The sequence below is a fragment of the Leptodesmis sp. genome, assembly GCF_052746595.1.
On record NZ_JBRAGO010000107.1, the window covers coordinates 1 to 14,072 of the forward strand.

At 49.5% G+C, this 14,072-nt stretch carries 12 protein-coding genes and 1 tRNA gene; 11 read left to right on the forward strand and 2 right to left on the reverse strand.

Going from position 1 to position 14,072, the window contains the following annotated elements:
- Window position 1: 1 nt before the first annotated feature.
- Window positions 2-133, reverse strand: a complete 132-nt coding sequence (locus ACUVQO_RS19000; RefSeq protein ID WP_445927403.1) for a hypothetical protein — start codon at window positions 131-133, stop codon at window positions 2-4.
- A gap of 450 nt (window positions 134-583) precedes the next feature.
- Between ACUVQO_RS19000 and ACUVQO_RS19005 the strand changes: the two genes are divergently transcribed.
- From ACUVQO_RS19005 to ACUVQO_RS19030, 6 genes are all read left to right on the forward strand, one after another.
- A complete protein-coding gene (locus ACUVQO_RS19005; RefSeq protein ID WP_445927404.1) occupies window positions 584-925 on the forward strand; it encodes a hypothetical protein in 342 nt (113 codons plus the stop codon).
- 54 nt (window positions 926-979) lie between these two features.
- The gene (locus tag ACUVQO_RS19010; protein WP_445927405.1) at window positions 980-2,575 is read left to right on the forward strand and encodes an iron uptake porin; all 1,596 of its coding nucleotides are present in this window, start codon (window positions 980-982) and stop codon (window positions 2,573-2,575) included.
- Window positions 2,576-3,151: 576 nt separating this feature from the next.
- A complete protein-coding gene (locus ACUVQO_RS19015; protein ID WP_445927406.1) occupies window positions 3,152-4,381 on the forward strand; it encodes a hypothetical protein in 1,230 nt (409 codons plus the stop codon).
- Window positions 4,382-4,444: 63 nt separating this feature from the next.
- Complete coding sequence (locus ACUVQO_RS19020) at window positions 4,445-5,896, forward strand: protein adenylyltransferase SelO (RefSeq protein WP_445927407.1); 1,452 nt, start codon at window positions 4,445-4,447, stop codon at window positions 5,894-5,896.
- An 11-nt stretch (window positions 5,897-5,907) separates the two neighbouring features.
- On the forward strand, window positions 5,908-6,498 hold the full coding sequence (gene rimJ / locus ACUVQO_RS19025) for a ribosomal protein S5-alanine N-acetyltransferase (RefSeq protein WP_445927408.1): 591 nt from the start codon (window positions 5,908-5,910) through the stop codon (window positions 6,496-6,498).
- A gap of 163 nt (window positions 6,499-6,661) precedes the next feature.
- Window positions 6,662-6,868 carry a glycogen debranching protein gene (locus ACUVQO_RS19030; RefSeq protein WP_233743534.1) on the forward strand — a complete coding sequence of 69 codons (207 nt, stop codon included), beginning with the start codon at window positions 6,662-6,664 and terminating at the stop codon, window positions 6,866-6,868.
- A 109-nt stretch (window positions 6,869-6,977) separates the two neighbouring features.
- Here the strand turns inward: ACUVQO_RS19030 and ACUVQO_RS19035 are convergent, their stop codons facing one another.
- Window positions 6,978-8,267, reverse strand: a complete 1,290-nt coding sequence (locus ACUVQO_RS19035; RefSeq protein WP_445927409.1) for a serpin family protein — start codon at window positions 8,265-8,267, stop codon at window positions 6,978-6,980.
- Window positions 8,268-8,616: 349 nt separating this feature from the next.
- Between ACUVQO_RS19035 and ACUVQO_RS19040 the strand changes: the two genes are divergently transcribed.
- The 5 genes from ACUVQO_RS19040 to sbcD all read left to right on the forward strand — a co-directional run bounded on the left by ACUVQO_RS19040 (window position 8,617) and on the right by sbcD (window position 13,876).
- Window positions 8,617-10,152 carry an ArnT family glycosyltransferase gene (locus tag ACUVQO_RS19040; protein ID WP_445927410.1) on the forward strand — a complete coding sequence of 512 codons (1,536 nt, stop codon included), beginning with the start codon at window positions 8,617-8,619 and terminating at the stop codon, window positions 10,150-10,152.
- A 30-nt stretch (window positions 10,153-10,182) separates the two neighbouring features.
- Window positions 10,183-11,439: a tryptophan synthase subunit beta gene (gene trpB / locus ACUVQO_RS19045; RefSeq protein ID WP_445927411.1), complete on the forward strand. Its 1,257-nt coding sequence runs from the start codon at window positions 10,183-10,185 to the stop codon at window positions 11,437-11,439.
- Between the two features lie 40 nt (window positions 11,440-11,479).
- Complete coding sequence (locus ACUVQO_RS19050) at window positions 11,480-12,187, forward strand: HAD family hydrolase (RefSeq protein WP_445927412.1); 708 nt, start codon at window positions 11,480-11,482, stop codon at window positions 12,185-12,187.
- A gap of 57 nt (window positions 12,188-12,244) precedes the next feature.
- Window positions 12,245-12,317: transfer RNA gene (locus ACUVQO_RS19055), tRNA-Ala, on the forward strand.
- Between the two features lie 248 nt (window positions 12,318-12,565).
- Complete coding sequence (sbcD, locus tag ACUVQO_RS19060; protein WP_445927413.1) at window positions 12,566-13,876, forward strand: exonuclease subunit SbcD; 1,311 nt, start codon at window positions 12,566-12,568, stop codon at window positions 13,874-13,876.
- Window positions 13,877-14,072: the final 196 nt, after the last annotated feature.

Below are 14,072 nucleotides of genomic sequence, written 5' to 3' on the forward strand. Positions count from 1 at the left end.
CTTAACCCCCACCTGCTACGCGAGGATGGGGGAGTGCAGGCTGATTTCGTTCAATAAACTGTTGAGGACTAAATCCATCGGCAAGTTCAGTTGGCAGCTTACCAGCATCCATGAATTGCATCAACTGATCCATTGCCTTCTCACGGGCTTTGGGCGAATCTTTCCCGGGAACCGTAAAAATAGTTTCCGGGCTTTGTACCAGCGTGTACTGAACTATACCAGATTAGTAGAGTTCCTGTACTATTCTATCGCTTAAACAGGCAGAAGGTCGAACGCAGAAAGTCAGGCTTGTTGAGCCGTAAGTTCCGGGTTGCTATCTGGATTTGATTTAACCAAAAATATTATGAACTTCTTTATTGAAGAGGAGTATTTTATTTTTCTGAGTGGCTCTCTGCTTCTGTCAGGCAATGTGACTTTCTCTATATCTGCTGCAGCGTCTGACCCAGACAACACTCTGTAAAAGTTTTATAAATTCCACGGATTATATTTCTGATCGCAGGTTTGATGGATCGTTAGGAGGAGTTAGAACTGGGAACATGAAACTCTGACTGATCCAACCTGTTGTGAGAGAGTGAAGCGACTAATGAAACCAACTTTAATTCAACATCTTTTATTATCCAGCACAGTCTTTACGAGTCTGGCCTGCCTCATGGCAACGGCTTCCATGCCGTCAGCTATGGCTTTAGAAACACCTACTCATTCACACACTTCTAGCATCGAGCAACCCAGCACGGATTCACTTTTGAATTTTCAGGCCGTATCCACCTCACACTCGGGTGGTTCGCTTCAGAATCAGCCAATGATCTCTTCCTCCTCTGATCAGGAATGGTCATCTCCTCAAATTGGCCCAAACATCTCCAATGGAATTCCTTTAGCTCAATTCATCGCAGAAACTACGCCAAAATTTCAGGCATCTCGTCAGTAAGCTCTCGCTGAACACCTGGCTGGCACGACGACAGCCAACCAGGAATCTGGCTTTATGGGCGATCGCATGGCAACCGTTGCAAGTTTAGCAGACAGCCTCTCAGATGCGATGGAACAAGTCACCTCGGTTTCCCAATTATCTGATGTGAAACCAACAGATTGGGCCTATCAGGCATTGAAGTCTCTGGTAGAACGGTATGGGTGCATTGTAGGTTATCCCGACAAAACCTATCGTGGCAACCGTGCCCTCAGTCGTTGGGAATTTGCGGCGGGCCTAAATGCTTGCCTGGATAAAATTCAGGAATTGATTGCGGCGGCGACGGCTGATTTCGTCCGCAAAGAAGATCTGGAAACCGTCAAACGGCTGCAAGAAGAATTTGCTGCAGAACTCGCTTCCCTGCGAGGTCGGGTCGATGCCCTGGAAGTTCGCACGGCAACGTTGGAGAAGCAGCAATTTAGCACTACCACCAAACTGTTTGGGCAGGTCATTTTGGGCATTCAGGGACGAGGTAAGAATATCGCTGACCTGAATCCCCGCAATGGCATTCCAGACACCCCCGATCCGGCCACCAATTTCACCTTTGGCTACAACGCTCAACTGAGTCTGGTTACTTCGTTCAGTGCGCGTGATTTCCTGCTGATTGGCTTACAGTCAGGCAACATCAATACCGGAGCCGGATTCAATAACCCACCCTTCTTCCTGAATGACACCTATACTCGTCTGGGGTATGAACTGAATACCAATAACAACCTGCGCCTCAGCGACCTGACCTATCGCTTCCTGGTGGGTGACAGATTGGCCTTCATTGTGGGCACCGAGGATGTCAATCCGATTACGGTCTTTCGGGGAGCAAACCGCTATGAAAGTGCCGGACAGGGGCCAATTTCTGCGTTTGCCCAAAGGAACCCCATTATTGGTTTAGGCAATACGCGATCGGGGATTGGGTTTGACTGGCAGATCGCTAATTGGGCCAGCTTACAGGCTGTCTACTCCGCTGGCAATGGATTTAGATCCGCCTCCGATCCATCCGCAGGAGCAGGTTTATTCAATGGCCCGAATACGATCGGCGCTCAACTGGCCCTCACCCCCATTCCCCGTGTAGACCTGACCGTTTACTACCTCCGCTCCTATTCCACCAATGCCTTCTTAAACACAGGAGTAGGAGATGACTTAATTGGATTTGTCGGTTCCCGCTTCTCGACTAATGCTGCAGGTGCAACAGTATCCTGGCGAATCTCTCCCCGTATTACCTTAGGCGGCTGGTTTGGGTACACCAACTCAGAGGTACAAAATCCTGGCTTTAGCGGCAATGTAGAAGCCACGAACTGGATGGCTTTTCTGAATTTTCCTGACCTGTTTGGCAAAGGGAACCTGGGTGGCATCTATGTCGGTCAACCGCCCAAAATTATCAGCAGCAATCTGCGGCAGAATGGGGTTTGCACACTGAATGTTCCCAGTACCATTTCTGGAACAGGGGGAGCCTGCGGCGGGCAACCCGGTTCGACAGTGCATGTAGAAGCCTTTTATCGCTGGCGCTTAACGGATAATATCAGCGTCACTCCCGGTGTCCTAGTGCTGTTTAATCCGGTGCAAACCAATAGCAGCGACACAATTGTCATTGGTGTTCTGCGAACCACGTTCACGTTCTAACTCTTTATTCATCGTCGTGACGCGATCGCAGTTGTAATTTTTTTACAAGTCCTTCTGATCTTGCTAGAAGTCAAGCTCAGAAGGATTTTTTGTAGAGGGATCTTTCTTAAGATAGTGGCCAGGCAAGGAATCTAGCGATCGACAAAAGCTGGACTTTTACGAAATCACACAACCCGTTGCTCCGTAATTTCCTGTATAAAGCTGAATTTATCAAGAAAATTACATAAACCACATACATTCTTCACGGATCCTTTGCCTATCCAAACCTCTAAGTCAGTAGATTTAAGGAAAAGTTACCCTTTGGGAATTGTTGAGAACCCATCGACGCAAGTTTCTAAACGTTCTGGGTAATGGGTGCAGATACCATCCCGTTTATTGAACTCCTTCACAATGTGCTGCTTCCATATTCACCACAGAGGCACAGAGGTCACGGAGGACCTCCAGTTCATTGAAACTCCATCACAATGTGCTGCTTCTGTCTATGCGGGTAGCACTTACCAGGGCAGAGAGGTCAGTTTTGCTTGATTGTTTATAGGACTTTGCTTGAGTTATTTACTGTTGCCAGGGAGATTCTTCATGAAGTGTGCCATTCGTTGTTCCGTGATGTCGTTGGGCGCGTTAAGTATTACGGCGATCGCGTCTTTACCCACTGCTGCTCAATTTGTTGCGATTCCTGTTTCAAATGGCAGTTTTGCCCTGCAAGGCACGGGTGGAGGCACAGCGTATGTCAACCCAGCGGCTCCCATGACTCTCCTCAGCCCTGCTGGCACTATTAACATTACCAGCGTACCTCTTCCCGCTGCGGCTGTAGTTCCCACCATCACTACCAATACTCCAGTTGGTATGTACTTTGATGCTGTAGCAGGTAGTGCTAGCTTAAATGATGGTCGGACGGCTAACTTTACCAATGGTTATTTAAAGCTGCAAAGTTTGGGAACCGTTTCAGGAGCGGCGGCATCTCCAATGCTGCCAACGGCTGCTGGAGTTGTGGTTAACTATGCGGTGCAGGTCGGGAGTCTAGCCATTCCGCAGGCCAGCGTCAGTGCCTATCCTGCTTCTACAGTGTCGATTCCGATCAGTAGTGGTTCTTTCACTATTAGCGTACCGACGAATGGTCAGGCCGGAACGGTCACCATTAATTCCCTTCTGACCCCTCAAGGAACTACGAACCTCACTCTTACCCTTCCCGACCTGGGCACCATCCCCAACGGCGATCTCTTGATCACCAATACGGGACAATCGATTTTGATGCATGCGATCGCCAACGGTTCCATTACGCTGACTAGCGGCGATGTCGCCACTGTAGACAACCGTGTGATAACCCTAACGGGCACAGCCTTGCGAACTAATGGACAAGATTTTTGGTATGGGGAACAAATTCCTGGGATCACAACCAATGTTGAAGTCACAATTACAGGTGGTGCGATCAACGTTCCTCAGGCTGCGATTGGCCTGCCCACTCCACCCACGCAGCCAAGCCAACCTACACAACCAAGTCAACCCATTCAGCCGCCTCAATCTAACCAACCGATGCAACCTCCCACATCCAATTCAGTGGTTAATGCAGTTGTACCATCCAACCTGGTCAATCTTGAAGCCTTAACATCCAGACCCACTCCCTCTGTTGTCCCTTCTTCCCAAACCACTGTCGGCTTTAACTTTGCCGATAATGTCAGGGTCGTGGATCAATCCGATGTTCTGCTCCGACAGCCGGCGCTGCCCTCTCAATCTCAAACGATTTCTGAGACTGAGGGTTCTCCATTAGCGATCAGTCGGATTCACCCTGGGTTGCAAGCCAGATTTTAGGATCTTCTCCTCAGCCCGGTTGCCTTGATAGGATGGGAATACGTCCCATCCTTGTTATTTTGCATGGTTTTAACTGATTCTGCACATTCTTGCGATCGCGCTAATCCCCTCCTTTGCCTCAACTACGAGCCTGTGCTGGAGTTGCTGGGAGACGAGTACTATGATATCGTCGCCGCTGCAGAGTTTCCCTTGAAAATCCTGCGGTTTCGTAATGAGGATTTATTACAGCGGTTGGGGTTAGAGCCAGCCCAGGTATCAGATGAAGATTTTGTAGCCGCCTTTGGCCAGTTTCAAACTCCACCCCGTCCCCTACTGGCATTGCGCTATCACGGCTATCAGTTTGGAGAATACAATCCGTTTTTGGGGGATGGTCGCGGATTCCTCTATGGTCAAGTGCGCGGACTGGAGGGCGATTTATATGACCTGGGTACAAAGGGATCGGGCACAACCCCCTATTCTAGAGGTGGCGATGGACGATTGACGCTGAAGGGTGGGGTGCGGGAAGTGCTGGCTGCAGAAGCCTTATACCGGGCAGGAGTACGCACCTCTCGATGTTTGAGTTTGATTGAAACGGGGGAAGAGTTATGGCGAGGCGATGAACCATCACCGACTCGCTCTTCGGTGATGGTGCGCATGCAGCGATCGCATATCCGGTTTGGCACCTTTGAACGACTGCATCATTGCGATCGTACAGATCTGATTGCGACCCTGCTGAACCATGTAATTGAGCAGTACTATCCCCATTTACAGCCTCAGCGCGATCGCTATGCCCAGTTCTACGCTGAATTAGTGCAACGGGTTGCCGAATTAGCCGCTCAATGGATGGCCGCAGGGTTTTGCCATGGCGTATTAAATACAGACAATATGGCAATCACGGGAGAAAGTTTCGACTATGGCCCCTATGCCTTCATTCCCACCTACGATCCCACGTTTACTGCCGCTTATTTTGACTACTTTGGCCGCTACAGCTACGGCAACCAGCCCGCCATTTGCCACTGGAATCTGGAAATGTTGCAGGCTCCTCTGAGCCGGGTGATTTCCTTTGCCGATCTGGAAGCAGGCTTGGGCAAGTTTGATCAGTACTACGCCCAAGCCTATCGGCAGCGGATGTTGAATAAACTAGGGTTCGACAATCTGAGTACGCCTGAAGCCGAGGATTTGCTGCAGCTCACTCTCAAATTCCTCCAACATTCCCAAATCGGCTATCATCAATTTTTTACAGAAATTCGGCAGCAGTTTTCGCCAATCTGGAGGGAATCTGTGGAGTCAATCTTTGATCCCAATCTATCCCTGAACGATGATCTAAAGACCCTGTGGCAGCGGTGGAAAATTATGTACTTTAATTTGCTGCTGGGATCACCAGAATCAGAATTAGGCTTAATTTCAGAACGGCTGCGAATTTATAATCCAATCACTGCATTACTTCGTCCTGAGATTGAGGCCGTCTGGAAATTGATTGTGGAGGAGGATGATTGGAGTGGTTTCTACGATTTACTACATCGCATCCGGATGTAATTGGGTTTAGTGTGTTGTCAAATGAACGATCGCCTGTGTTTCTCAATTTTCCAATTCTTGAAACTGAACGGCTAGTTTTAAGACTGGCCAGCCGCCAGGATGCCGCAGCTATTCTGGAGTATTACTCTACTAATAAAAAATTTCTTACCCCCTTGGAGCCTGCTCGTGTAGATGGATTTTATACGATTGCCTTTTGGCAGGAACAGGTTGAAAAAGCACTGGTTGAATTCAACTATGAACAGGCGGTGAAATTGTGCCTGTTCAAGAAATCTGAGCCAGATCGAGTGATCGGGAAAGTGAACTTTCACCAAATTCTGCGAGGCGTTTCCCACTCTTGCATGTTGGGGTATAGTCTGGCAGAACAGGAACAGGGCCAGGGATATATGACCGAAGCTTTGCAGGCTGGAATTCAGTATATGTTTACCCGGCAGCATCTGCATCGCATTATGGCTAACTATATGCCTCGCAATCAACGCAGTGGAAATTTACTCAGACGCTTAGGTTTTGTCGTCGAGGGCTACGCCAGGGATTACTTGCTGATCAACGATCGCTGGGAAGATCACATTCTCACCAGCTTAACCAACCCTGATTGGAAAAATTGACACTCCCACAACTCCGCTTCGCTAAAGTCGTGGGATTCTTGGTTCATCCAGTCAGCTTGTCTAGATCCGTCGCCGAATCATGGCTCATTATTTTCTCAAAACTGTGGCATTCTTAGTACGGTAAGCCTGCTGTCTTGAACAATTTCTAACGGAGCGGTCAATCATGCCGATTTGGGTGAATGAGCAACTCGATCCCTGTGGGATTCTTTATTCCTGTATTGCTTGCTGTGATGAACAACAGGCAAAAGATTGCCACGAATCCTTCAAAAACAACCTGACAGAAGAGCAAATCGCTGCAGGTTGGGTAGCTCAAATGCGGCAGGTTGAGTCCTGGGATGAGGTGCCCGTAAATGCTTTGAAATTGGATTAGACAGTCATTAGTCATGCATCATTGGTCTTAGCGATCTGCACAGGACAAAGAGAGGGGGACAAAAGACACCCATTCCCTACCTTTTAAGGAAGCATGGTATTGGGTTTAGTTATAATGACGGTTCCGCGATCGCCCCCATAAATAACACGGTGCCTGTATGATTATCCCGAATCGCGCAGAAGAATGGGCGATTGACAACCATGTCAAATCGTTCCGTAGGCATGATGGATGTGACGCGAATTCCGATCGCGGTGACAGCCGCCGCCTTTGTACCCTCTTCATTCACCTCTACAAAAGTCTTGTGTTTAACCTGATCAATCTGAACGGGAGCCGAACTTAAACCAGCAAAGTTTGCTCGAGCGGTAAAGGCATTTTTCATTCCCAGATCTGATAAGACAGGTACCAGTTCCGTTTCATACTCCAATTTGAAACGGGGTATCTTAATCGAGCCTTCCCGGTTACGGAATTGGCGCATCCATTGTTCCCAGTTATCAGCCGTCAGGGTTTGCAAAAAGGCAGATAGGGTAGAACTCGACTTGGGCAGAAACACATACATACTCATCCGCTGGCTATTGCCATAGGGCAAACTGACCGCTTGAAACTGATCATTTTCCAGGTAACGGTATTCCCCATTTTGAAGCATTAAGGGATGGGATTTTTGGCGACCATTTCCCAGGAAAAACGGCTCTTGTTTGGTTGTAGCCGGATCAAACTGTTTTGACCAGTCACCCTTAAAGTAAATAGCATTGATTAGCATCATCACATCATCAGGATTTAATCGATCGACAATTTCGGTAATCTTATTGCGAGTATTTTGACTCACCCAATTGTTGATCGTGGCAACGGCTTTCGGATCTTGAAAGTTCAGTTCTGTAACTTTTGCCTGATAAAACTGCTGATTCCGTTGCAAAAAATCAGGATTGAAGGGAATGCCCTGCCGTGCCCACAAAGAGTTTGCGATCGCCAGTTGCACTTTGGGATCGGGATTTTCCAGCAACTTGATTAACTCAGCATTGGCCTGGTTTAATTCCGACAAGCTAATACCTTGCAGTTCCATTGCTTTTGCCATTGCCTGTTGGGTTTCCCCTGCCGCACCGTTATATACCATCGCCAACGCGATCGCCACACTAGATGGAGAGACAAACACATTTTTGTTGCCCTCGCGTTTCAACGTTTCAGAAAACAGTTTGAAACCAAAGCGAACATTAGCGGCCACCAATTTTGGATCTACAGAATTTTGAGTCATACGTTGAGCCGTCAGTTGGGACGGAGCGACTTCATGCACCGGTTCAGCTAGAACCGATTGCATCTGAATCACTCTCATCCATCCTACTAAACCCATGAAAATTAAGCTGCTAAACGCGATCGCTCCTACTTTCTGCCATCCATCACTACTCATTACACCACTCCTCACAGAACGCTCGATATTCCTACTCATTCAGCATGGCACAGCTAGAGGAACGGGTCAGGTTGGTTACAGTTCTAGAAACAAAGTTGTTGAGGTGCAAGTGATTTTGGCCACAGCGATCGTCGATAGGTGCTTTTAAATCAAGTCCAGCTAGAGAACGGTCGTTTTCCGATCAGAGAAACTACGGTTCTGGACTTGGACAAGGTTTATAGGCAAATGTTTTAACTAACATTAAATTTTGTAGGATGGGTTAGGCGATCGCCGTAACGCCTCAATACATGAGGATGACATCAAAATGAATGCGTTACGCTGCGCTAACCCATCCTATGTACAGAATCTTATGTCCTCTGTCTTGCCTCCATTCAAATTTGTGTTGCCGATTTTGGGTGTATTTATACTCTTGCGGCTGGTATTTTGGTTGAATACCTTTCCTAATCCCGATGAAGCCTATTACTGGCTCTGGGGACAGCACCTAGCCCTGTCTTACTACGATCATCCACCTTTACAAGCCTGGATTCAGGGAGCTTTTACCGCGCTCTTCGGTCGATCGCACTTCGTTCTACGATTACCCAATTTAATTAGCAATATTGTTTTCTTCTCGGTATACTATCAAATTGCCAAATATTTATATGGAAGAGAAGCAAATCGGTTCTTTGGGTTGATAGTACTGCTAGTATTAGCTTCTCCGTTATATTTTTTATTTCTAGCTCTGGCATGGCATGATCATTTATTAATTACCTGCTCTCTGATTGCACTGTTTCTGTTTATTCAGTTTCTAGATGGCTATAGCCGCGATGGGCAGGGAATAAGCTGGCAGTTGTATGGATCTGCGATCGCCCTGGGACTGGCCGGACTATCCAAATACAATGCCTTGTTTGTGGCGCTGGGAATGCTGAGTGCGATCGCCTCTCATCCTCAATGGCGGCCTCTGTTGCGCGATCGACGGTTGTACTTGGCGGGTGTGATGGCTGCTTTAATGCTCCTGCCCATTCTGCTGTGGAACCTGGGTAATGATTTCCAATCCTTTCGTTACTATGTCAATCGCAGTGGAGATTCTGGGGCAGGTGGTCTGCGGCTCAAGTGGGGAGAACCGCTGGTCTTTCTGCTGGTGTCGATTCTGACTGTCTCCCCCTTCAACGTCTGGGCCATGATTCAAGCCATTCAACGCCCCAATCCTCAGCCTAACTCTGCCTACCGCACTGTTGCCCTCTGGACATTTGCCGTATCAACGGTACTGTTAACGGCGATCGCCTGCGTCTCCACCGCTCTTTACTACTGGAACATTACAGCTTATCTACTCTTGTTTTCGCTGATGCCTGCAGTTTTTTTGCCAAAGGACAGGCCAACATCCAACATCCAACATCCAACATCCAACATCTTTCACCAAGCTCTTTTCTTCAGCGGCCAATTCTACGGGCTTTTGTTTGCTCTCTTGCTCGTCATTCATTACAGCCTGTTTCCCCTTTCCGCACTTGGCAGTCCTGACGGTGATCCCGACTCGCGGATGCTGTTTGGTTGGGATGAAGTGGGTAAAGCTGTTATGGCTGAAGCCGCGAAGTCCGCTACGCCACCGTTTTTTGTCACGACAGATTATCGATCGGCTTCTGCCCTGGCTTATCAGTTACCGCAACCTGATGTGATGGCGATTGCCGATCGTATTGATCAATTCGATTTCTGGCTTGATGCAAATGCATTGAAGGGAAGGCATGCCGTGATCCTATCCGATGACTGGCACCCCGTAGAACCGAAATTGGCAGCTCAGTTTCAGCATCTGTCCGAGCCAGTGACAATCCCCGTCACCCGGTTTGGCTACTGGATCAAGAATTACTATGTGCAGATTGGCGATCGCTTCAATCCCAAACCCAACCCCCTATAATAAAGGCTGTCCCATATTCTGAAACGGCCTGTGACCACCACTCCTCTTCGTCCCGGTTCCCAATCTAGCAACTCTGCCCAGCGTCCCGATGCTCTGGGGCGATTTGGTCAATTTGGCGGTAAGTATGTTCCTGAAACGCTGATGCCCGCTCTGACCGAACTGGAACAGGCATTTTACCAGTACAAGGCTGATCCCACCTTTCAGGAAGAACTGAATGGACTGTTGCGGGACTATGTGGGACGCCCTAGCCCATTATATTTTGCGGAACGATTAACAACTCATTATGCTCGACCCGACGGCAGCGGCCCTCAGATTTATCTGAAACGGGAAGACTTGAACCATACAGGAGCGCACAAGATTAATAACGCTCTGGCGCAGGCATTGCTGGCGAAACGCATGGGTAAACAGCGGATCATTGCCGAAACAGGAGCCGGACAGCATGGAGTGGCCACAGCGACGGTGTGTGCCCGCTTTGGCCTGAAATGCGTGATTTATATGGGCATTCATGACATGGAGCGGCAGGCATTGAATGTGTTTCGGATGCGGCTGATGGGGGCAGAAGTTTGTCCCGTAGAGGCAGGCACCGGAACCCTGAAGGATGCCACGTCAGAGGCAATCCGGGATTGGGTGACAAATGTGGAAACCACGCATTACATCCTCGGTTCGGTGGCGGGGCCACATCCCTATCCGATGATGGTACGAGATTTTCATGCCGTAATTGGTCAGGAAACCCGCGCTCAGTGTCAGGAGAAGTGGGGTGGTTTACCAGACATTCTGCTAGCCTGTGTGGGCGGTGGCTCGAATGCCATGGGTCTGTTCCATGAGTTTGTTAACGAACCCACTGTGCGCTTGATTGGGATCGAAGCAGCAGGGGAAGGGGTGCAAACTGGAAAACATGCGGCCACGCTGACTTACGGGCGCGTCGGTGTGTTGCATGGAGCGATGAGCTATTTACTGCAGGATGAAGATGGTCAGGTCGTGGAAGCTCACTCGATCAGTGCTGGCCTGGACTATCCCGGTGTGGGGCCAGAACACAGCTACTTGAAGGATTTGGGACGGGCGGAATATTACAGTGTCACAGATCAAGAAGCCCTGGATGCATTTCAGCGACTGTCTCAGTTGGAAGGCATTATTCCAGCCCTGGAAACTTCCCATGCGATCGCCTACCTGGAAACCCTCTGTCCCCAGTTGTCGGGTAATCCCCGGATTGTCATCAACTGCTCTGGTCGGGGAGATAAGGATGTGCAGACGGTTGCCAAAGTGTTGCATCCTGACCAGGTGGGGTAGTGCTGAGTGCTGAGAATTGAGGTCAAGTGGAAGCAAGTCTATGTCCCTGAAAGCCGTCTTGTTTGACTTCAACGGTGTGATCATTCGTGACGAACCCCTGCACGAAAAGTTGATCGAACGCTTGTTGCTGGAAGAAAACCTGCGGTCAAAACCAGGAGAGTTTCGCCAATTTTGTCTAGGCCGCAGCGACCGAGCCTGTTTGCAAGATTTATTTTCCAGCCGGGGCCGGGTTTTGTCAGATGCTCATCTAGATACCTTGATTGCCCGGAAAGCCAGAGCCTATCAGGAGGAATTAGAAAAGCTGTCTCCACTGCCGATTTATCCCGGTGTTCAGGATTTAATCTTTACCATTCGCACCAGCCAACTAAAGCTGGCCGTAGTCAGTGGGGCATTGCGATCGGAAATTTCTCTGGTATTAGAACGAGCACAATTGAGTGAAGCCTTTCCGGTAATTGTCTCCGGAGATGATGCAATTCCCAGCAAGCCAGAACCCGATGGCTATTTGCTGGCTGTAGAGCGTCTGAATCAGCAGTATCCGGGACTCAATCTCGCTCCGGCAGAGTGTTTAGTGATTGAAGATACCTTTACCGGGATTACCGCTGCCAAACGGGCCGGAATTCCGGTCGTTGGGGTGGCCAATTCTTACCCATTCCACATGCTGCAACGTCGCGCGAACTGGACCGTGGATTACCTGACGGATCTGGAGCTCGATCGCGTGCGTCAAGTGTATGAGCAGGCTGCCGCTTGAATCTCTCATCTCCTTACCTGCTGCACCACCTCAGAAATGGTAGAATATCCTCGCTAAGGGGAGTTAGCTCAGTTGGTAGAGCGCTGCGATCGCACCGCAGAGGTCAGGGATTCGAGTTCCCTACTCTCCATTCATCGCTTCCTGGGCTGGCAGAGAGATCGGTTTGCTGGAGGCTTAGTTTCCCGTGATGTACGGCGAATTGATCTGGATGCGACAGGAAAGGTTCTGGGTCAACAGCCATTGCGATCGGGCAATGGGTAAGCGATGTGCGTCAAGTCCCAGACAGATTGTTGTATATTCTCACGGACGAGTCAGAGGATGGTCGATTAATTACTCCCCCACCCTATAATAAGCCCAGACCAGTACAGGTGTCCGGCAATGATCAAAGTCCTGCATTTCTCCGATATTCATATGGGTAGTGGGTTCACGCATGGGCACATTAACCCGGAAACTGGGCTGAATACCCGCCTGGAAGACTTTGTACATACACTGGGACGCTGTATCGATCGCGCGATCGCAGACTCCGTCGATCTGGTGCTTTTTGGTGGGGATGCCTTCCCCGATGCCACACCGCCACCTTACGTGCAGGAAGCCTTTGCCAGTCAGTTTCGTCGCCTTGCCGATGCAGAAATTCCCACCGTCTTGCTGGTCGGCAATCACGATCAGCATTCTCAGGGACAGGGAGGAGCCAGCCTGTGTATTTATCGCACCCTGGGAGTACCTGGCTTCATCGTTGGCGATCGTCTGGATACTCATCGCATTCAAACCCAAAATGGTGCCGTACAGGTGATTACCCTCCCTTGGTTAACCCGCTCCACGCTGCTCACCCGGCCTGAAACAGAAGGCTTGTCAATGGGGGAAGTGAATCACCTGCTGAACGATCGTCTGTGGGTGGCCCTGGAAGGAGAAATCCGTCGCCTCGATCCCGATCTACCCACCGTCCTGTTGGCTCATGCCATGATCGACACAGCCACCTACGGAGCCGAACGCTTTCTGGCTGTGGGCAAAGGTTTCACGCTGCCAATGGCTCTGCTTGCCCGTTCCTGCTTTGATTATGTTGCGCTGGGGCATGTGCATCGTCATCAAGTGCTAAATCAGCAACCGCCTGTGGTCTACCCCGGTAGTATCGAACGGGTAGACTTCAGCGAAGAGAAAGAAGACAAAGGGTTTGTAATGGTGAACCTGAGCAAAGGCCAAACGACCTTTGAGTTCTGTCCCCTGCCTGTTCGTCCGTTTCGCACCATTGAAGTAGACCTCTCAGAGGCAGAGAATCCCCACCAAAAAGTATTGCAAGCCTTGCCGCGCGATCGAATTCAAGGTGCCGTGGTGCGATTAATTTATCACCTGCGTTCTGATCAAATTGACCAGATTGATCAAGCCGAGTTGCATCAAGTTTTGAGTGCGGCCCACAGCTATACGATTCGCCCAGAACTATTCAGCCAACTTGCCCGTGCCCGCTTACCCGAACTGGGATTAGGCAATCAACTCGATCCCCTAGTAGCCTTAGAAACATACCTGACCAACCGGGAAGACTTACGAGAGATGCAGGCGGATATTCTGGCTGTTGCCCAAAGCCTACTAGCTGAAGATGAAGCGCTGCCCTTAGAAGCATTGACTTCGCTAGATGAACCAGCTATGTCTTCCCTGCAAATGGCAGACAATTCAGACCAGCAATTGCGGTTGCTTTAGGGATATAGCGTTAATGACGCGCATGTACAGGATTAGTCCCAGCCCGATGATGACTGCCGCAATCGTCAGCCCCATACTCAAAATTGCTGACTGTAGTGATGATTCGATCCCATTTACTAAGGTGACATCCTCCCAACACCGATGCTACGCATGCGGTGCGGGCTTCCCAAGATCGCTCTTGAGCATTCCTGCCCCG